Here is a 20,917-nt window from a genome sequence, read left to right on the forward strand (position 1 = left end):
GGGTAGCAGAGTTTCCTTGAGTGAGAGTGTTGTTGCTGACTATGGTATTGAGACGAGAATTATTCCGAGCGCGCAGGCGCACTGCTTCACCGACAGCCGTTGTTTGGATAGTGTTGTTGCTAACTTCAAGTTGTAACTGAGCATTATTCTCCGTGTCAATTTCTATACCGCGATCGCTAACATTCGAGAGTTGATTGCTGACAATTCTGACTCTTGCAGGGGTTAAACTTGCAGCAGTCGTTGTGAACTCCAGATCAATGCCGTCATGAGCACCTAAAGTACCAATATTCTGTATGTTGTTGTTTTCAATATTGAGCACTACTTGTCCTGCACTGTTGGACTCAAGCTTGATGGCATCATCATTGAAAATGTTGCGGATTTGGTTACCGCGGATTGTAATATCCGCTGTGGGATTGGCAACTGGCGCAGCACTGCTCACAATATCAACCGTAATGCCGGCATCGGAAATGTTCTCAATCACGTTATTTTCTAGAACAGCTGTGAGGTTAGCGCCATCGCCAATATTGAAGTCAATGCCGTCACTACCGTCAGTGCCTGTACCAATGTTGCGAATCTGATTATTCCGAACTGTTACTGTTGCACTGGCAGGGGCAGCGCAATTGGCAAACTGGTTGTCGGTAAAACGATCAGGGGCAGCAAAGCTATCCCCACGGCAGAGGTTGAATTCAATGCCATCAACGCGATTGCCTGCCGTTTGGTTGTTTTCAGTCACGTTGTCTTCGATAGTGATATTGGCATTGCCTCGATTGTTACGGATGAAGATACTGGCTTCCAGGTTAGTGTCTGTTGTTGTTTGACCCACATTACGGACAGTATTGCCGCGAATGGTTACATTTCCAAGGGCATTATCTAGACCGATTCCCTCACCAATACCACCATCAACAGTGTTGTTTTCAACTGTTGCATTGGTGCTTTCAGTAATACTGATGCCACGGCGGTTAAAGGCAGGATTAGTTGTACTCGTAATGGTAACACTGTTATTGCGGACAACAGGGGATTCAGCACTAACTAAAATGATACCACTGCCATTGGTACTCGTAATTTGGTTATTCGTAATCTGTACACCAGTACTATTCGTTATGCTAATACCAGCTGCATTAATGGTTGTAATTTGATTATTGAGAATACGAGGCGGATTGACGTTATTACCAATAATCGCAGGCTGACCAGGAGGTGGCGTAATATTAAAGCCATCAATAGTATTATTCCTAGCTAAAATAATCGTGCCAGCAATAGTCGGTCTCTGGTTACTTGGCGTAAGCGCAGGAATAGTAATCGTTCCTACTGTAGTTGGTAGTTGCCGATCCACAGTTGTCGAAAGAAGTTGGACACCATCTCGGAGATTAATTGTGCCTTGTCCTCCAGTATTGCCATCTGTGTCAGCAACGCCAACTAAAACAATATCGTTTTGAGCAAGGGGTAAATCATTAATACGGGCAGCACTGCCTGCTACAGTATCAACTGTGAAAACTCGGTAAGGTTGACCTGTGGCAGGATTAACTGTTGCAACTCGATCCCTAACAAGCTCATTATCAACGGTAATGAAGTTGAGACGCTCTAGGGATTCACCTAAGCGAGCTGCTACATTTTGACCTCGCTCCGGAGCACGGCGCCGACTCCCTGCTACACTAGGAAAAGAAACCCCGATTCCGAACCAAGCTTTCGTGCCAAAACGATCATCACTTTGCACTGTTGCACTGAGGCTGAGGTACTCGATAGGTCGAGCGGCTAAACGGGCACGCACGCCAACAAAATCAGCAATACTCTCACCACTGTAGTAGTACAAACCAGCGTAACCCCGCAGATAGTCTTTACCTAATGGAACCAATCGAGTTCCTACTTCAAAGTCAAAACCTGTAAGCGCCTCTTGGAAAAGGCGATTGCGATCAAGGAGAATCTGGTTATTTTGAATGGTGCCGATTGAACCCACGGCTTGATTGAGAAGAACTTGCCGAGTTCCTAGGGGGATATAGCCATTTATGCGGACATCAACATCTCCCAAGAGTTCTAGACCAAGCCCAAGCTGGTTAAAACCCGCGTCTCCCGTGTTGCGAAAATCGTAGGATAAATAGCCACCGAGGGCAAATCTCTGATTGCCTGTCAAGGCACGGTAGCCAAGTGTTAAGTTATACCCCAAGGCTGTATTGGGCGTAGCCATCAGGAGTTTGCCTTCAAAGAAACCGATGCCAGCACTCTGCTGTTGAAAGAATGGAATAAATGTTTCTGCACTAAGATAGTGACTGAAACCAGCGCCTTCACTGTTGAAGCGAATCGTTCCACGGGGTTGGATGCGAGAGCTTAAAATTTCTTCTGGTGAGGATTGGCCAACGGCTGCATTGTGCAATCCCAAAATAATACCTAGGCCTACTAGAGAACTCCCTAGAAGCTTTCCCCAAAAACGCATATACACTCCTCACCCTTCAATGTGGCAGTCACATTGCTTTTGCAACTGCTTTTTATTCTCTGATAAGCGTATTCGCTTACATTTAAGAAGCAATAAAAAGTTATTTAGCTCAATGTTAAGGAATGACATGCAACAGGCGACCATTAGTAGCATTCTCGGTGAGAATGTACAAGTAACCATCAAAGCCTTGGCGTATATCTCATACCTGCTGCCCCCTAGGAATGTCTTCTCAACTCTCAACGCTGTTATTGGCACTGACTCGAAGTTTGCGCACATCTTAAGAGACGAGACCACCGGCAAAGAGGGCACCGTGCCACTGGGGTGCACGATCGCCCTAATCAACTGCGAGTCCTGAAGAAGTAATGGCTGGCGTCCACGCCAACAGAGGATCGACCATCCCCAGACGACGCCGCTCTGTGGCAATTTCTGCGCCCCAATATTCACGGCTATAGGTCACTATTGGCGAACCGTAGGTTGTACCGCGCTCGATCAATTCAGTTCATCGCCACCGAGGGAGCCGTATTCTGTTGACCGCACCCTTTCTGCGACAGGATCAAACACTAGTCCTTGAATGTTGTGGTGACTGTAGCTCCAAAGTTTGGGAGTGGCCTTGGCGGCGCTCACAAGATTGTCCTGTGCAACAGTGCCATTGTCGCCTAGGTTTGGGCTTACTCACGAATTAAGTTGACCTTTAGTTCAATCGAAGGATTGCCGCTATTGCCAATAGCCATGAGCAATCTGCCGTCAGGGAGCTAAGCCCAAGGGGAGCCAAAATGCTATCCGTCCATGTTTGTCTGAGGGATTTCAAAGAGAACCATCACGTCCTCGGGGCATCGCCCATCAAACGTCCCTGTGCTAGGCGAGTACGATGAGCAGATGCTGTGCCATAGATGATGAAATAACGGAGTATCTGACTGGGCAACAGAATTACACCCTAGAAATACCCCCCCGATAAGGGGGAGTAATTTGACCAATCAATAGCTAAGCAATTGGTGTCATATTTTCAGAACGCTCTGCATCTTCAGACTCCGGCAAGATCACTGGCAGTTCTAACGCAGGAGCTTCAGAAGCAGCAGTCACCGCATCATTGTGCTGCTGCCGTTGCCACAGGGTCACCCCCACTGCCGCTGCTGTAATCACACCCGCACTCAGTCCCAGAGCGATCGGCAGTTTGCCACCATCAAAGAATGAGGTATGACTCAGACTTTGACTCAATCCTTTGGCATAGGCACAAGCTTGGGCAGAACCGGGTTGCGGCATGGCCACAAGGGTGGCAGACAGACCGACAGTAAAGGCAATGAGGGGACGCAACATAAATGACTCCTTAACGAATGTATTCCTTGAGGACACTGTTGCGGTTGGGATGGCGCAGTTTCCGCAGAGCCTTGGCCTCAATTTGGCGAATGCGCTCACGGGTAACGTTGAAGAGTTGACCAATTTCCTCTAACGTTTTCATGCGACCATCGTCCAAGCCATACCGCAGTTTTAACACATCTCGCTCGCGGGGGCTAAGGGTGCACAATACAGTCTCTAAGTCTTCCCGCAGCAGGTGTTTCGACACTTGATCTTCTGGGGTTTCACCCTCGGATTCAATAAAGTCCCCCAGACGGGAATCTTCCTCTTTACCGATGGGAGTTTCGAGGGAGATGGGGAGTTGTGCTGACTTGGCAATGAAGCGCAGTTTTTCAATGGTCATTTCCATGCGATCGGCAATTTCCTCTTCAGTGGGTTTGCGACCCATTTCTTGGGAGAGGAGCTTGGTGGTTTTCTTAATGCGGGAGATTGTTTCGTACAGGTGCACCGGCAGACGAATGGTGCGGGATTGATCGGCAATGGCACGGGTAATGGCTTGACGAATCCACCAAGTAGCGTAGGTGGAAAATTTATAGCCCTTTTCATGGTCAAATTTCTCAGCAGCGCGGATTAGCCCTAGGCTGCCCTCTTGAATCAAGTCCTGAAACGAGAGTCCTCGGTTCATGTATTTTTTGGCGATCGACACCACTAGTCGCAGGTTCGATTGCACCATTTTTTCTTTGGCCTTGCGACCGACAAAAAGACGATGACGAAAGGCCTGTACCGTCATCCCCAGTTCTTTAGCCCAAGGTTCAGGATTGCGCTCTAGTTCTTCAGGGGTACAGCCCAATTGTTCGCACAGGCGATCGCGCACCCGCTCTATTTCTAGGAGGTCAGCAATTTTGCGAGCGAGTTCAATTTCTTCATCGGCACGCAGCAAACGAATGCGGCCAATTTCTTGTAAATAGAGACGAATTGAGTCCTCGGTGTAATGTTTCTTTTTAACCTGTGTGCGTCGTCGGCTGGCACGACCTTTTGCAGACTTGTCGTCAAGATCGTCACTTACCTCCTCAAAGTCTTCGCTCTCCTCGTCTTCGATGTCTAGAGCATCAGGGGCATACTCACTGAGTAGAGCCACCTCCTCTTCAAGGGGGGTCATTGTGGGGTCGTAAACGTCAAGTACATTCGCTTGGGTCATGCCGTTGTCCTCGTAAAATCTCCCTAAATGTGTATTGTTGGTGTGTTGTCGGCAACCGTTGCCTTTGATGACGCTAGAACCGTCAGCCACATTTCAATGATTGGAATGCAGCTAAGGAAAGCGGTTGAACGGGGGGATAGACTCTAGATTCCATATCCTCAGGTTCTCTACCGCTGGATCATCTTGAAAAATTTCCTGTGTGACCCACGGGGTCAGGGAACAGGCAATAGCAAGCGGTTGAGACTGTACAGGAATCTTTTGACTAATTTTAACTAAAACCTCATTGATTGTAGCCTTTCTAACAGAAATCGCCCACAGCAAAGGGGTAAATTTTTCTAGAATCCGGAGCTAGCGATCGCTCGCGTCAACAATCGCTAACAAGTTCTAATTTCTTACTCTCAGATAAAATTTCCATTCCCACTGAGGGAAATTTCTTGATTCTAGCTTAGCTAATTTATGTCCGTCTCGCCATGTCCGTTGCTTTTGATCACGAGTGATCACGGAACGCCCGAATAGTTGCTTGCAGTGCCTGAGTGCCCCTGACATCACTGCTGTAATAGAACCGCAGTGGAATTACCCGCCCATTTTGCAACTCCACGGCCAAACGAGCCAGTAGTCTGTCCTTGTTGCCACGGGAGATCTGCACGACTACGTCCTTGATGTCCTGCCAAGGAAAGGTTTTCTTCTCTGTCTTGAGAAGACTACTATATTGCAACGATACGACACCTGCAGCTTTATCAAAAACCAGCACCAGCACCTTGGCACCAATCAAGATCAAGGGTAACCCTAGACCCCAGCCGAAGAGCAAAATCAAAAACCCCCACCAGCGGTTGTCTTCCACCAGCGTCAAGGGGGGATGTTGGGGCTGCTGCAAAAAATGGCGGATTCGTTCGGCAATGGCTTCCCGGCTCTGGCGATCGCTAGTAAATTCGCCAAAAGCAATGGAGCCACCTATAGTTTGTAGGTGTACCTGATAGACACGGTAACGTCCGCCACGGCTAGAACGCCATTGATCGATAATTCTTACCTCTTGGAGCTGAGTGAGGGGAATCTGTGTGATCTGCACCCCCGTTGCCCTAGAGCGCATCCAGCGACAACGACTATCAATGACCCGAACTTCATGGCGGCACACCAGCTCCTAGCGGGCTGCAAACCAAATCGGCATCGCAGCACCAACGCAGAATATCAAACCCGTCAGCCAAAGCCCCCAAGGACGACTGCGTAAAATTAGCCGCTGCTGAGATTTTTCAACAATTTCCATGCACCCATTCTAGGGGGTCGGATTATTGGCATGGGCTTCTTGGAAGATCACCTGGCGTCGCAGCACCTCTTCAATCGTTACATCGGGTTCTGGTACCCCCTTAAAGGCAGTTCCCACCTCTAGGCGAATAAACTGAATCCCCGCCAAGCGATAGCCCTCAGGTGTAAGGGGGACATAGCCCACCTTGGGAACCACCATCGGTGCCTGTTGGATATAATACTCCACAAACTGCCGCAATAGGGGCTTATCTTGAGCATATTTGGCATTGACATAGAGAAAGAGGGGGCGAGAGAGGGGCTGATAAGTGCTGTTTTGCACCGTTTCCACCGCAGGCAGAATAGCATCTCGACCCTCACTGATCGGCACAGCCCGCAGACGATTTTGATTGGCTACGTAGTAAGCGTAGGGAAGGTAACCAAGGGCATTCACATCCCCAGCAATACCCGCTACGATTTCGTTATCGTCTTCACTAGCTTTGTAGTCAGTGCGAGAGCCGCGCTTATTGCCAAGAATCGCCTCGTTGAAATAATCAAATGTGCCTGAATCTTGACCCGCTCCCCAGAGTACAATGGGTGCATTCGGAAAGTCAGGTCGTAATTGGTTCCAGCGAGTGAGTTTTTTCTCCGCGGCTTTTTCCCACAGCTTTTTTAGCTCAGGAACAGAAATTGCCTTTAACCAAGTATTTTGGGGATGGACAGCGATCGTCAGTGCGTCAAAGGCAATGGGCAACTCAATAAAGGGGACACCATTGGCAATGCACTCATTCATTTCAGCAATGAGGATTGGGCGAGAGGCATCGCTAATATCTATCTTACCGCTACAAAAGGCTCGGAAGCCAGCAGATGTCCCTGAAAAGGCAACAGAAATATCAGCTTCTTGACCGTTGGGCGTGGTCTTAAACTCTTCCGCGATCGCCTTGGAAATGGGATAGACCGTACTTGATCCATCAATACGAATCACCCTGAGGGTTGGGTCATTAGAAGCTGCTTCTGTAGCGCAACCCACCAACGTTGCCGCTATCAGCAAGAACATACCCTTGAGCAGCCCACGGCTAAACTGATGAAATCTCATGGCCAAAGTCTCACTATAAAAACTCAACAATAGCGCCGAACCAATGAAAGAAACTTATGAAACCATTACCCGAAGTTACAGGTGGAAAGAACTCTGCAAAAGGTATGGTTGGTCTCAAAACTAACTCTGTCCTGTTTTTCAAAAGTTAATAGCTTTATTGGCAAGCCCACTCAAAAATACCCAACGCACTTTGAGCAAGCGAGAATACAGCCCCTCTCTGAAATATGGGTTACACAAACGCAACAGATTCGTGAATTGCACAGGATGCATTCCTTTTGTACAGCGGTTTTAGCTGTTTTCAGTGTGTTCCACTCTTGAGAGAAAGGCTGTAATCCTAGACAACTATTCTAGGGTTATTTTCTTAATGACAAACCAAGGTTTAAGAAATTTTTATAACTTTTGCGTCTTCCATGTGTCCTGTGCTACGTTCAACAGACCCCTACTCAAGCAATAAAATCCTTAGACTAACCTTTAGCATTTTTGGTTTGCGATCGCCGCGTCAGCTCAAAATAAAAAAAAATAATTCTTCAACCGAGGCTTCTTAACCTAAGCTTTACACAGTCCCTGTACGATCCCTATAGCTTGTTTTTGAGTTGCGATAGATTTGTCGTCGCTATTGAGCAAGCTCTCATGCAGCCCTTGTTTTGAAAACGATGGCGTACATAAACGGGGATGGGATCCTCGTGAGTACTGTCGGCGCACAGTAGTTTTAACTGTTTTGAGCGTTCTCAATCCTCACGAGAAGGGCTGTAAATGCCGATGCATCAATGCATTTGTCCATTGTTCTGACTGGCGATCGCGCTTATGATCTTCAAACTAAGAAAATCTCGACTTATCACGATCATCTCTGCCATCATCACCGCTAGTATTGTTGTTGCCTGTGGCCCTCAAGGAGGTGGTGGCTCACCCACCGGTCAGGTTATTAGTATCAGTGGTGCAGGGGCTACGTTTCCAGCTCCCTTGTATCAAAACTGGTTCAAGACCTACGCTCAACAGGTTGATCCTAACGTTCAAATTAGTTACCAGTCCGTTGGCAGCGGTGCCGGCTTGGAGCAATACATCAACGGTACCGTTGACTTTGGGGCCTCTGATGCACCAATTTCGGGGGATCGCCTGAAGTCCTTCCAAGAACGATACAACGCCAATCCAATTCAGGTGCCCATGGCTGGTGGCGCCGTTGTTTTTGCCTACAACTTACCCGGTGTTGATGAATTGAAATTGCCCCGCGAAGTTTATTGCGGTATTGTCACCGGTAAAATTACTCGCTGGAATGACCCGAAACTCGTAGCCGCAAACCCCGGCAAATCGCTGCCGGATAAGCCCATTACTTTTGCTCACCGTTCCGATGGCAGTGGTACTACATTCATCTTTGTCAATCACATTAATACAGTTTGTCCAGATTGGCCAGCGGGCGTTGGGACTTCAGTGAATTGGCCTGTGGGTGTCGGTGGTCAAGGAAATGAGGGGGTTGCTGCCCAAATTCAGCAAAACGAAGGTACGATTGGCTACGTAGAGTATGCCTATGCCAAGCTCAATAATCTTCCTCGCGCCCTAGTTGAGAACAAATCAGGGAACTTTATCTATCCCTCTCCTGAGGCAGCTTCAAAAACCTTTGCAGGGACTACCATTCCTGAAGATTTTGCTTTACTTGTACCCGATCCTGAAAACCCTGAAGCGTTTCCCATTGCAGGTTTGACATGGATCTTAGTCTATCCTGAGTACGAGGATGCCAAAAAATGGGAAGCCCTTAAGGGAGTTTTGCTCTGGGCGCTTGGTGATGACGGCAAGAAAATTGCTGAGCAACTGGACTATGTTCCCATGCCTCCAGATATCGTGGATCGAGTTAAGGTCACGCTCGATAAAGTGAAAGTTAAAAGTTAACTCATTCCTGCGGCGGGGGAAGTTCTCCCCCTCCCAATCCCTCAGGCTTAAAAAAGCTAGTCATTAGGTTGATAACTTTTACCAGTGGAACGCTATGGCTGCTACCAGCACCCCACCTGAATCACCTGAAGTGGCCATGATCAGGGTACGCAGAAACTTACGCTATTACCTTGATCAAGGCTTCTACTACCTCACCATGGCTTTTGCCCTTGCTATAGCTATTACCTTGGTCTGGATTGTGATCCAAATTGGCCTCACAGCGATACCGGCAATTACACAGTTTGGCCTTGGCTTTCTAACCAGCACTACTTGGGATCCGGTGCAAAACATTTACGGTATTCTGCCGCAGATTTACGGCACTCTTGTTAGCGCTATTATTGCTCTAGTGGTGGCCGTTCCCTTGGGGCTAGGTATTGCTATTTTTCTGAGTGAGGATTTTTTGCCCACCTATGTTACCACCCCCATTGCCTTTGCCATTGAGCTGTTGGCGGCTATTCCAAGTGTGGTTATTGGACTGTGGGGAATTTTTATTTTGATTCCATTCTTGCGACCATTTTACACTTTTGTGCATCGATACCTCGGCTGGATTCCTCTTTTTGGGACTGAGCCGCGGGGAAATAGCTTGCTGACATTAGGCCTCGTTTTGGCGTTTATGATCTTGCCCCTGATTACCTCAATCTCGCGGCAGACATTAGTTTCTTTACCCCCTTATTTACGTCAGGGAGCCATGGCTTTAGGAGCAACTCGTTGGGAAACAATTTTGCGAGTACTCATTCCCGCTGGATTTTCTGGGATTGTTGGTTCAATTATGCTGGCTCTTGGTCGGGCGATGGGGGAAACGATGGCTGCAGCTATGCTTGTGGGCAACTCTAACCGCATCAACATTTCCCTTCTTGAGCCTGGCTCGACAATTGCTTCACTCATTGCTTCCCAATTTGGTGAAGCCGGGCGCGATCAGGTGGCTGCTCTCCTCTATGCGGGTCTAGTACTGATGATTTTGAGCCTTATAGTCAACATTTTGGCAGAAATCATCATTAAGAAGTTTCAAAACGTCGAGCGATAGGTTCCACGATGACCGACATCAGCCAACCCCATACTCCAGACACCACGAATGACCAATTCAGAAAGATTTGGACATCACCACGCAACCTCTTTGGCCTGTTCATGACTGGTTTGACTGGCCTATTTGCGGCGATCGCCATTCTTCCGCTTGCAGCCATTGTGATTAATGTAGCCTCCCAAGGGCTACCTCTAATTAATTTGGACTTGTTTACAAAGTTACCCCCTCCGCCGGGTTTGAGCGGTGGCGGTCTTGGAAATGCCATCGTTGGCACGTTGATTGTACTAGGAGTCGCTTTTGTCATCAGTACCCCCATTGGTGTTTTAGGTGCTGTGTGGCTGTCGGAATTTGGGCGGGGAAGCAAAATCGCCTACTGGGTACGCTTTTCTGCAAACGTTCTCAGTGGGGTGCCGGCCATTATTGCGGGTCTGTTCTCCTATACGATTGTGGTGATGACCATGGGCACATTTAGCGCCTTTGCCGGTGGGGTTGCGCTTGCAGTCGTCATGCTGCCCATTGTAATGCGCACAACAGAAGAAGGCTTGGTGCTGGTGCCTGAGGAAGTGCGCCTAGCTGCCTTTGGCTTGGGAGCAACTCGCTTTGAGACGGTGAGTCGGGTAGTGCTTCCGGCAGCACTGCCTTCTATTGCGACTGCGGTGACTCTGGCGCTGGCCCGTGCTGGCGGCGAAGCGGCGCCTTTGCTTTTTACGGCCTTGAATAACAACTTCTGGTCAACGGATTTGTTTAGACCAATTGCTACACTCTCAGTGCAGATTTATTTCTTTGCCATCATTCCCTTTAAGCCCCAACAGGAACTGGCATGGGCAGGAGCATTAGTCTTACTGAGCATTATTTTGATTGTGAGTATTGTCTCGCGATTCCTGACCCGTCGAAAATCCTACTAGGATTCAACGCTTGAAAAGGAAATTCATGATTATGACAAGAAATCCTCAGCCAACTCCTAAAGTCGTTCTCCAAGTTCAAAATGCCTCGATTTTTTACGGCTCATTTCGGGCGGTGCGGGATGTGACGATGGATATTTATGCCAACGAAGTGACGGCTCTGATTGGTCCATCGGGTTGTGGCAAGAGCACGCTGTTGCGTTGTTTTAACCGCATGAATGACCTAGTGCCAGGGGCTCGAGTTGAGGGCAAAATTACCTACCACGGTAAGGATCTCTACGCTCGAGATGTGGATCCCGTTGAGGTACGACGGCGCATTGGCATGGTCTTCCAAAAGCCGAATCCTTTTCCCAAGTCTATTTATGACAATGTTGTGTTTGGGGCACGAGTCAACAAATATAAGGGAGATTTTGATGAGCTTTTGGAAACCTCACTGCGACAGGCAGCTCTTTGGGACGAGGTGAAAGACAAACTCCAAGAAAGCGGCCTCTCTTTATCCGGCGGACAACAGCAACGCCTTTGTATTGCGCGGGCGATCGCCACTAAGCCTGATGTTATCCTCATGGATGAACCCTGCTCTGCCCTTGACCCCATTTCCACCCTCAAGATAGAGGAACTGATCCATGAATTAAAGCAAAACTATACAATTGTAATTGTTACCCACAATATGCAACAGGCAACTCGTGTGAGCGATCGTACGGCATTCTTTAATGCTGAGGCCACAGAACAGGGCAACCGGGTGGGCTATTTAGTTGAGTACGACCACACGAGCGTCATCTTTAATAACCCCAAACAGAAAGCCACAATGGATTACGTGAGTGGCCGCTTTGGTTGAAGTCTAGATTGGGGGTTGCCGTTTATGCCAAGGCGTGGCTTGTTCATAGGCATAGGCAACGTGAAATAATGTTTCTTCCCGTAGAATATTGCCAATCAATTGCAAACCAATGGGCAGCCCTTCTGGATCAAAGCCACAGGGGAGACTCAAACCTGGCAATCCTGCGAGGTTGACGGGAATGGTCATCAAGTCTGACAGATACATACTGAGGGGATCGGCAGTTTTCTCTCCGGCCTTGAAGGCAGTGGTGGGAGCTGTGGGGCAAACCAAGACATCCACCTGTTCAAAGGCTTGGGCAAAGTCCTGCTTAATCAGGGTACGCACCTTTTGCGCTCGGAGGTAGTAGGCATCGTAGTAGCCGGCCGAAAGGGCATAGGTACCAATCATGATCCGTCGCTTTACTTCAGCACCAAAGCCTTGGGCGCGGGTCTGCATGTACATTTCTAGGAGATCACAGGTACCTTCAGCGCGAAAGCCAAAGTTTACCCCGTCATAGCGAGCTAAATTGGCGGAGGCTTCCGAAGGGGCAATGATGTAATAGGTGGGCAGGCCGTAAGCAAAGCGGGGGCAGGAGAGTTCAACAACAGTGGCTCCCAATTCCTGGAGGGTTTTCAGTGCAGCTTCAAGGGCACATTTTACTTCTGGTTGCACGCCTTCACCCACTGTTTCTTGAATGAGGCCAATACGCATCCCTTTGAGATCGGGTTTGAGGGCTTGGGTGTAGTCGGGAACTGGTACCCGCAAACTGGTGGCATCTTTGGGATCATGACCCGCGATCGCCCTCAAGAGAATCGCAGCATCGGTAACAGTGGGTGCCAAAGGACCAATTTGATCTAATGAGGAGGCATAGGCAACCAGACCATAGCGCGACACCAAACCATAGGTGGGCTTGAGGCCGACCACCCCACAAAAGGCGGCAGGTTGGCGAATGGATCCCCCCGTATCGGAACCAAGGGCAGCAGCACATTCCCCAGCCGCAACAGCGGCAGCGGATCCCCCAGAGGACCCCCCAGAAACTCGCTCTGGATTCCAAGGATTGGCGGTGAACCCAAAAGCAGAGTTTTCGGTGGAGCTGCCCATGGCAAATTCATCGAGATTGGTTTTGCCCAGCATGATTGCGCCAGCCGCCTGAAGTTTTTGGGTCACCGTGGACTCGTAGGGGGGGACAAAGTGCTCGAGCATTTTAGAGGCACAGGTGGTGCGTACCCCATAGGTGCAAAGGTTATCTTTGATGGCCAAGGGAATCCCTGTAAGTGGGCCAATGTCTTCACCGGCGGCAATGCGTTTATCCACCTCAGCAGCTTGGGCAAGGGCGCGATCGCCCGTTACGGTTAAAAAGCTATGGAGCGTTGGCTCCACTGCGGCAATGCGATCCAAATAGGCTTGGGTGATTTCAGTGGCGGAGCGTTCTTTGCGAACGAGTTGACGGTGTAGCTCCTGAATCACTGACATAAATGCAGATTCCCTAGTAACAACGCAACACTGGCGATCGCGGGCATGGCCGCAAACAGGCCAATCTTAAGTTTAGCAATGGGGTCGCCCAAGATGAACGGTTTTGGCATGGGAGTCTCTCTAGTGAATCAACGATATATTAAGAATCAAGAATTCCTGACGACGGTGCCCATACCTGTAGGGAGTATTTGATGGAGCCGCCCAACCCCGTAGACCGGGACGCCTTTACCAATCCGACATTGCAGCGATTGTGGTTCTTTGTCTATTTGCTGCCCATTTTTGGCATGATTCCGGCGCTCTGGCAGTTGAGTCGCCGCGGCGGCGATCGCCAAACCCGCCACATCAGTCGCCTTGCCCTGCTTATCGGTCTCATTTGGCTGTTGGGTTATGGTCTGCTGAACGGGGCTGCCAGTGTCAGTGAAGTCCAATCTCTGCCCCATGGGCTGTTGCTGTTGCTGAATAGTTTCTGGGGATCTGCCTACTTTCTGGTGAATTTAGGGCTGATGGTGCGGTTGTGGCGGGGGCAATCCCTAAAATTGCCTCTCTTGCAGCATTTGATGAAATACTTGCCATGAGCCGCAACCCTTGGTTTTGGCCGCTGTTGACCTTCTGTGTCATTCTTGTGCTGATCCTCTGGTTGGTATCAGCTCTCAGTTGGCTCTATGTACAGGTGTCTTTTACGGCACCCTTTTTGGCCAATCTCTTGGTGCTGGTACTGATTGGTCTATTGGGGGGACTGCTCTACCTTTTCTTTCGCTACCTATATTTCCTGGAACGCAAGGGCAAGCACAAGCTCGCCACGGCTAGACCCCAAGCACCCCTTGATAAAACGGAGGCCGCTGCTGAAAATCTCAAAGCCCTACGGCAACAACTGGGTCAAATTGAGGATGAGGTGGCACGGCAAGCACTGTTGGCACGGGCACGGGAGTTAGAGGAGGACTTTTACCGCCAAGAATTGCGGATTGTGGTTTTTGGCACCGGCTCAGCGGGTAAAACCTCCCTTGTCAATGCTCTAATTGGGGAGATGGTGGGAGAAGTGGCACCGACAATGGGCACAACGGAGGTGGGGCAAACCTATCGCTTGCGGCTATCCCATACGGATCAAGAAATTCTGATTACCGATACTCCCGGCATTCTAGAAGCTGGCGTTGCCGGTACCTACCGTGAGCAATTAGCCCGCCAACTCGCCGCAGAAGCCGATTTACTCCTTTTTGTTCTCGATGATGACCTGCGCCAGTCGGAATATACCCCCTTGGTGAACTTGGTGGAAATGGGCAAGCGATCGCTGTTGGTACTGAATAAGATCGACCTGCGTTCAGAGGCCGATCAACTGGCTCTTTTGCGCCACCTGCGGCAGCGGGTCAAGGGTTTAATTCCACCCCAGGACGTGGTGGGCATTGCCGCCCGTCCCCAACCAATTCGTTTAGAGACCGGAGAGTGGCTGGAACCGGAACCCCACATCTGGCCATTGATTCGACGGATGAGCGCTATTCTGCGCGAGGAAGGGGATGACCTTGTGGCTGACAATATCTTGCTCCAATCCCAACGCTTAGGGGAGCAGGCGCGCAAAATTATTGATCAGCAACGGCGACGGCGGGCAGAGAAGGTTGTGGAACGCTACCAGTGGATTAGTGCCGGTGTGGTCTGTGTTACCCCAATTCCTGTTGTAGATCTGCTGGCAGCCGCTGCCGTAAATGCACAAATGGTGATGGAAATGGGCAAGGTCTATGGTTGTGATCTGAATCGCGATCGCGCCCGCGAATTAGCCCTTTCCTTGGGCAAAACCCTTACCAGTCTCGGCATTGTCAAGGGAGCCATGAATCTTGTGGGCACCGCTCTCCAGTTGAGTGTCGGGGGGCTAGTGGTTGGCAAAGCGGTTCAAGGGGTTACCGCTGCCTATCTCACTCGCATTGCCGGTAAAAGTTTTATTGAGTACTTTCGCCACAACCAAGACTGGGGAGATGGCGGTATGGGGGAAGTGGTGCAACGGCAGTTTCAACTCAATCGCCGCGATGAATTTATTCGTGCCTTTGTACAGCAGGCGATCGCCCGCTTACCGGCACCTCTGGGAACTGTGATGCCAGAAGCGATGAAACCCCCCTTATCCCATGAAGAAGAACTATCTTAACCCTACGATCCTCCCAAGGACATCGGCAAAAACCGCTACTATGGTCAGTAACTCTTTTCATGTTGCCCATTTCGGATGAGTCTCTCGACCCGCAGTCCTGATCTTGAGGTGGAACAACTGCCGCAGCTATGGCAGGCGGCTCGGTCTCGTTACTTAACTGGGGAGCGATCGCCCGCCGTGATGAAGCCCCTCCTTCAAACCCTGCGAGCGATCCTAGAGCGCAACATTGATGCCCCTTTAAGTCAACGCGGTGGCTATCTACAACGCCTGGTGGAAGCCTATTTTCGTCTCTTTCCCCACTGTCTAGAAAACTTCAGCCGCGATCAACTGCAACAGCAGGCAGTGCAAAAAACGGTGCTACGGTTACTGCAAATTCCCGCCACCGTCATTCAAGATGAGTGCGATCGCCTCAATCGCAGCCAGTGCAATCAACCCCTCAAGCAGCTCGTCTTGGCCTTTAGCCGCCCCACTGTTGTGAATCGCACCCCTTTGCCTAAACTGACTGAGGCGGAGTGTTTTCTCGCCTTCTTTATTCAGTGCCTACGCCAAGAACTCGGGGCAACGGTTCTCCTATCCCCCCGATTTCGCCAGGAGTACCGCGATCTGCTGCGTAGCGTCTGTCTGGGTAGCCCTGATCCCGAACACTGCCAAAGCAATCTCACAAGCTGGCTCTGGGAAGCAATGAAATCCTTTGATCCCCTCAAGCCCTTTGGTGCCACCGGTCATGGTCGTCCCACCTTTGAGGCATGGGTGCGCACTGTGATCAGCAACAAACTGGCGGATGAAAAACGCAAACTGCTCAAACGCGAAGCCGACGAACTGCTCTTTTATGACAACCGTGCCCTACAAGTCTTTCAAGATCGCTATCAGGCGGCGCCTCCTGAGGTGCAGCGAGAAATTGATCCCAAAGCCTGTGCACAGTTAATTACAATCGTGCAAACGGAGATTACCGATCCCCGTATTCGGGCGTCAACCACTCGTTTGCGTCAGCACATTGCTCAACTCCTAGGCTGGACAATTGAATACACCCGCAATATTCATCAACAGGTGCGGCGCATTCTCGGACGCTACGTCCAGTCCACCCGCTCTCTCAACATTTGTTCAACGGATAGCAACCAAGAGTGGATTGACAACTATCCCGATACCCGCACACTGCCAACTAGCAATGGCCAAGGAGTAGAGTGCATGGTGGAGTTTCTCAATGATCCGCAAACGCCGACATGGGTGAGGGATTGGTGTGAGCGTCGCCGTACCCAAGCGGAAATTGCCCGCGAACTTTTTGTTAGCCAGCCCACAATCTCTCGCTGCCTCGGTCGTGAATATCGGCTGTGGCTCTACCGTAAATTCTTTCAAGATCCCCAAATTCCGCAATGGATGAGGCAATGGTATGAAACCCAATCAATCTCCAGCCCCCACCAGCGACGGCAAGCCCGCCGTGAAATTCACCCTGACTATGCCCGTGGCCTCTGCACAGCCAAACAAATTGATGAGCAAATAGAGGCCAAACTTGCCCAGTGGTGTGAGCATAACGACATTTACTACCTTCCCTAGGCAGCCTCGCTTTTTCGTACTTGATTTGGATGACGACGGCTATGATTTCCTTTTTGGCACCGACTGTTCCCATTCGTTCCCTGACATTGGATGCTGCCCATGCGGTGCTTCAGGGATGTCGTCCCAGTCGGCAACGGCAGGTTCTCCCCTATTTGGTTGCGCTTTATTCGTTCATAGACTGGTGGGAAAATGAGGGAGTTCCCAGTAAGCAGGATGATTTGGATGATCTGCCCGATGAACTAACCTTGAGTACCACTTGGTGCGAGCGGCCAGAAGTTCTTGACCTTGTGGACATTGCGGATCTTAATTTGGAAGGGGTGCAGTTATCCCTCTATCCCGTCGAGCAGGGAGATGCGCTGCGGATTCATTGCCCCACATTTTTGGGGGTCATTAACGCCGATTTGGCAGTGGCTGTTGGTTTGGATCGCGATCGCCGGCAGGCACAGATGCTGGGTTTTTGCGATCGCCAGACCCTCTTGGACTATTGGCAACACCACCCAGCCGATGCCCAAGGCTATAGCACTTTTCCCCTAGAGCAACTACAGCCCATCTTCTACTTGCCCGAGCAAATTAGCTTCCTTAATCTGCCGCAGAACACAGCTTTGACGACCAAGAGCAATACCTACAACCAACTCTTTGAAAATCTGCCACAACTCACCCAATCCATGTTGACTGCTGAACCTGAGCGGATGCCCCTTGACAAGGAAACAGCGATCCAACGTCTTTTGCAGACCCTTCAAGGATACACTGAAACCTCAGAAATCTCCCTCTCTCAAGATTAAGATTGAGCTTTCGGGGGCGACGTCTTTTCGGATGAGTGCTCATGGTAGTAGGCTTGTGCCCCCTTCTGAGTATTGATCTGCCCCGGTTGAGGGCGGCGGTGAGTTGGCAACCCTTGCAATACTTCTGATAACGTCAGACCTTCGGGGAGGGGCGATCGCACCTCCCGCACCTTGTGCCACACCGAACGGGACATCATCAAAGTGCGACGGATGGGTTTTGCCCAACGTTCAAGGTAGGCTTCCCGCTCCCCTTGGTAATCGGTAGAGGACAGTAATAAAGGAACTGCAGGGTAAGACTGTACCAACTGGGCAATATGCGTCAAAATCTCTGGATACAGGTGGGTATAAGCTGGATGCACCGTTAAGTCTAGCCAATGGGGAGTGTATCCATCTTTGGTGGTATGGAGTGCATAGGACGCGATCGCCACCTTGCGCTGCGGTTCAAACACATAGGCACGGTGTACTTGCACTTGTTGCGACCAACTCGCCAAACCGTGCTGTAGCCAATCCAAAAGACCGGTTTGAAAATCCCGATAGTGGCGATTAAACACTTGGCGCACGAGTGCCGGCATAGACATCGTATCTAACTCATGCAGTAACCGTGCATCAGCATTCGTAACCTTCAGCAGATTAGGGAGAGACGGCGTGCCCTGTGCCAGTTCTGTCAACTGATCCACTGAAATCTGCCAGTAGGTGAGATGCGCCAAAGGTTGGAAGCCATTTTGACGGTAGAGGTCTAAGGCCTCACGGTGGTCAATATTAATTTCCACGATCCAAGTGCGGGCTTCCACAAGAGTACTAAAACAATGGCGCAGTAGTTGCGTGCCGACCTCCGTAAACTCTTGGGCAGCCAATTGTTGCACCTGCCATGTGGTGCGATTTTCATTAAAAGGAGCAACTTGGACAACGCCTAACACTTGATTGTCCCGCTCGGCAACATAAATGCGTTGCTTACTCATCCCCGTTAGCCATTGCAATAAATGCAGCGGCGAGGTCATCCATCCGTTCCCTAAGGAGGGCAAGCCAAAACCTTGGTCATGTATCCCTTCATGGCACAGCCGCTGTTCCACTACTTCCACATCCCGATAGGTTAAGGGGCGAATCATCAAATCATTAGTAGAGGGCAAGTCGGAAACCATGAGCGGGCACCAATCACTACCTCTATCTTAAGGACTCCAGCCCCAAAGTAAAAATAAAGGGGCGACGCCTCACGACAACCGCCCCAATAACATTGCCTAAAATGGCCTTAGTAGAGTTCTTCCTCTTGGTTGGTAAGAATTTTACAGTCAGAACGGGGATAGGCGACACAGGTGAGCACAAAGCCCTTCTCGATTTGATCATCATCTAAGAAGGACTGATCCGACTGATCCACTTCCCCTTCCAACAGCTTACCAGCACAGGTAGAGCAAGCACCAGCACGGCAGGAGAAGGGCAGGTCTAGGCCTTGCTCTTCCGCCACATCTAGAATGTACTCATCTTCGGGCACATCAATGGTTGTTTCGCTTCCATCAGGACGCACAAGCGTTACTTTGTAGGTTGCCATGAATCTTGTCCTCTCATGTATGGAAAAGGCAGGGAGCCATCACGCTCCAATTTAGATACTAGGGGAAAACCCCAGCCTTGATAGTTGGATTCAAGTCAGGCTTTGTATCGTTTTCGTAATTCGAGGCTCCCAAGGTATCTGAAATACTTATAGACATTGAAACCTATGGAGAAAATTAAGCAAACTCGATGCCTAGCTCTATTCACCGACACAATGGCGCGGCGGCACCACCAACTCCCCTGTCCGATAGCGGTGCACCATTGCTGAGAGGGCTTTCTCCATTTCGCGACTAAAACGCTGCGGGTTCCAAAGAGGGGCAGAGCGCTTTGCCTGCCGTAGTTTCCAGCTTACCCGCTGCCGCAGGTCTGGTTCCGTGCCAAAGCGAATGCCCCAATTCACGTACTCCTCATCCGTCCAAGCAATTCCCTCCTCCACACCCACGTTCTTCAAAAATGTATAGGTATGCCGCGCTACAAACTGCTGGCCTACCTTGGTGACAATTGGCACCTCCATCCAGAGTGCTTCTAGACTCATCCCGCCCCCTGCATAGGGATACGTATCCAAGACCACATCCACCTCATAATAGTTTGCACGGTGAATCTGCGGGGGATTTGGCGTCAAGAAGTAAAGCTTGCTCACGTCAAACTGATTTGCCTGCGCAAAGCTGCGACACCATTCCTCAAAAACCTTGCTGCTACGGTGATACTTAATGATGAGCACTGCATTGGGAACTGCCTCCACAATGGCAAACTGTAGCTTTAGAATCTCTGGCTGAATCTTGCTAGCGCGCTGGGCACACATAAAAACAACCGTGTCGGTGCTCAAACCTAGCTGTTCCCGAATCCCTGCTTTATTGGCCACCTCATAACCATCGAGGGAAAGGTAACAATCCGGTAAACGCCACAGGGTTTCTGTGTACCATGCTTGAGCACCTTGGGGAAGAACATAGGGATCGACAATAAAATAGTCCACCGTCGGCAGCCCAATTGCATCAAAGCCTACCCAAGTGGCTTGAATGGCAGCTGCCTTCAACGTTAGAACTTGATATGTTATATCGCTAGTACAGCTATCTAGATCAATGAGCACGTCAATCTTATCATCGTGAATTTGCTGAGCAATTCCAAAGGCATCTGTTCCAAACGAGTAAAAGTGATCAAAAGTAGCTTGAAACCATTGAGATAGTTCATCTTCTTTCGCTGAGCAAAACCATGGATTATAGCCATAAAATTCAAATTCACTACGATTGTAGAGCCGAATGAAAGCGCGAATTTGGTAAGCGACAGGATGAGTCAAGAAACAGTTGCCAATAAAGCCGACCTTAATTTTTTCAGTTGATAAAACTGTTGTGGAATAGTCCACAGATTTTTTTGATGGAGCATTGGGGTTGGCAATGGGTAGAACATGACAAGCATTGCAATAAAATATATTGTTGCGTTTATTATAGATTGGCTTGACTTTGGCAGGATCATCAAATTGGTGTGTCAAGTAAAAATAAGAACTAATTCCGTAAAAAATAGTACCAAAATCAATTTGGC

Annotated in this window: 17 protein-coding genes and 1 pseudogene; 8 read left to right on the forward strand and 10 right to left on the reverse strand. The window is 49.7% G+C overall.

The genetic code is table 11. The annotated features are described in order from the left end of the window. From P3X23_RS01005 to P3X23_RS01030, 6 genes and pseudogenes are all read right to left on the reverse strand, one after another. On the reverse strand, positions 1-2,425 hold a 2,425-nt coding region (locus P3X23_RS01005; RefSeq protein WP_300872242.1), incomplete at its 3' end, for a right-handed parallel beta-helix repeat-containing protein. A 334-nt stretch (positions 2,426-2,759) separates the two neighbouring features. After that, positions 2,760-3,049: pseudogene (locus tag P3X23_RS11875) on the reverse strand (PQQ-dependent sugar dehydrogenase). 357 nt (positions 3,050-3,406) lie between these two features. Further along, positions 3,407-3,739: a hypothetical protein gene (locus tag P3X23_RS01015; RefSeq protein WP_300872246.1), complete on the reverse strand. Its 333-nt coding sequence runs from the start codon at positions 3,737-3,739 to the stop codon at positions 3,407-3,409. 10 nt (positions 3,740-3,749) lie between these two features. Then, positions 3,750-4,916 (reverse strand): RNA polymerase sigma factor RpoD, encoded by a 1,167-nt coding sequence (gene rpoD, locus P3X23_RS01020; RefSeq protein WP_300872248.1) that lies wholly within the window; start codon positions 4,914-4,916, stop codon positions 3,750-3,752. 487 nt (positions 4,917-5,403) lie between these two features. Further along, positions 5,404-6,048, reverse strand: coding sequence for a hypothetical protein (locus P3X23_RS01025; protein WP_300872250.1), 645 nt, complete (start codon positions 6,046-6,048; stop codon positions 5,404-5,406). A 138-nt stretch (positions 6,049-6,186) separates the two neighbouring features. Next, positions 6,187-7,248 (reverse strand): PstS family phosphate ABC transporter substrate-binding protein, encoded by a 1,062-nt coding sequence (locus tag P3X23_RS01030; protein WP_300872251.1) that lies wholly within the window; start codon positions 7,246-7,248, stop codon positions 6,187-6,189. An 804-nt stretch (positions 7,249-8,052) separates the two neighbouring features. Here P3X23_RS01030 and pstS point away from each other — a divergent pair. From pstS to pstB, 4 genes are all read left to right on the forward strand, one after another. Further along, entirely contained in the window at positions 8,053-9,129 is a 1,077-nt protein-coding gene (gene pstS, locus P3X23_RS01035; protein WP_300872252.1) for a phosphate ABC transporter substrate-binding protein PstS, read from the forward strand. Positions 9,130-9,265: 136 nt separating this feature from the next. Further along, the gene (gene pstC, locus P3X23_RS01040) at positions 9,266-10,192 is read left to right on the forward strand and encodes a phosphate ABC transporter permease subunit PstC (RefSeq protein WP_367186463.1); all 927 of its coding nucleotides are present in this window, start codon (positions 9,266-9,268) and stop codon (positions 10,190-10,192) included. Positions 10,193-10,200: 8 nt separating this feature from the next. After that, positions 10,201-11,094, forward strand: coding sequence for a phosphate ABC transporter permease PstA (pstA, locus tag P3X23_RS01045; protein WP_367186461.1), 894 nt, complete (start codon positions 10,201-10,203; stop codon positions 11,092-11,094). A gap of 31 nt (positions 11,095-11,125) precedes the next feature. Further along, on the forward strand, positions 11,126-11,926 hold the full coding sequence (gene pstB, locus P3X23_RS01050) for a phosphate ABC transporter ATP-binding protein PstB (RefSeq protein WP_300872255.1): 801 nt from the start codon (positions 11,126-11,128) through the stop codon (positions 11,924-11,926). Between the two features lie 3 nt (positions 11,927-11,929). Here pstB and gatA read toward each other — a convergent pair whose 3' ends face one another. Next, entirely contained in the window at positions 11,930-13,378 is a 1,449-nt protein-coding gene (gatA, locus tag P3X23_RS01055; RefSeq protein WP_300872257.1) for an Asp-tRNA(Asn)/Glu-tRNA(Gln) amidotransferase subunit GatA, read from the reverse strand. A 191-nt stretch (positions 13,379-13,569) separates the two neighbouring features. Between gatA and P3X23_RS01060 the strand changes: the two genes are divergently transcribed. From P3X23_RS01060 to P3X23_RS01075, 4 genes are all read left to right on the forward strand, one after another. Continuing rightward, a complete protein-coding gene (locus P3X23_RS01060) occupies positions 13,570-13,953 on the forward strand; it encodes a hypothetical protein (RefSeq protein ID WP_300872259.1) in 384 nt (127 codons plus the stop codon). After that, a complete protein-coding gene (locus tag P3X23_RS01065; RefSeq protein ID WP_300872261.1) occupies positions 13,950-15,506 on the forward strand; it encodes a YcjF family protein in 1,557 nt (518 codons plus the stop codon). Before P3X23_RS01060 ends, P3X23_RS01065 begins: the two co-directional genes overlap by 4 nt. Positions 15,507-15,581: 75 nt before the next feature. Then, a complete protein-coding gene (locus P3X23_RS01070) occupies positions 15,582-17,057 on the forward strand; it encodes a hypothetical protein (protein ID WP_300872263.1) in 1,476 nt (491 codons plus the stop codon). A 41-nt stretch (positions 17,058-17,098) separates the two neighbouring features. Beyond that, positions 17,099-17,839, forward strand: a complete 741-nt coding sequence (locus tag P3X23_RS01075) for a hypothetical protein (protein ID WP_300872265.1) — start codon at positions 17,099-17,101, stop codon at positions 17,837-17,839. Here the strand turns inward: P3X23_RS01075 and P3X23_RS01080 are convergent. From P3X23_RS01080 to P3X23_RS01090, 3 genes are all read right to left on the reverse strand, one after another. Then, complete coding sequence (locus P3X23_RS01080; RefSeq protein ID WP_300872267.1) at positions 17,836-18,978, reverse strand: GNAT family N-acetyltransferase; 1,143 nt, start codon at positions 18,976-18,978, stop codon at positions 17,836-17,838. The two genes, P3X23_RS01075 and P3X23_RS01080, sit on opposite strands and share 4 nt — an antisense overlap. A gap of 107 nt (positions 18,979-19,085) precedes the next feature. Next, complete coding sequence (petF1, locus tag P3X23_RS01085; RefSeq protein WP_011056851.1) at positions 19,086-19,382, reverse strand: ferredoxin PetF1; 297 nt, start codon at positions 19,380-19,382, stop codon at positions 19,086-19,088. A gap of 198 nt (positions 19,383-19,580) precedes the next feature. Next, positions 19,581-20,741, reverse strand: coding sequence for a hypothetical protein (locus P3X23_RS01090; protein WP_300872270.1), 1,161 nt, complete (start codon positions 20,739-20,741; stop codon positions 19,581-19,583). Positions 20,742-20,917: the final 176 nt, after the last annotated feature.

Origin of the sequence: Thermosynechococcus sp. Uc (assembly GCF_029335995.1) — a bacterium.
Classification (GTDB): domain Bacteria; phylum Cyanobacteriota; class Cyanobacteriia; order Thermosynechococcales; family Thermosynechococcaceae; genus Thermosynechococcus.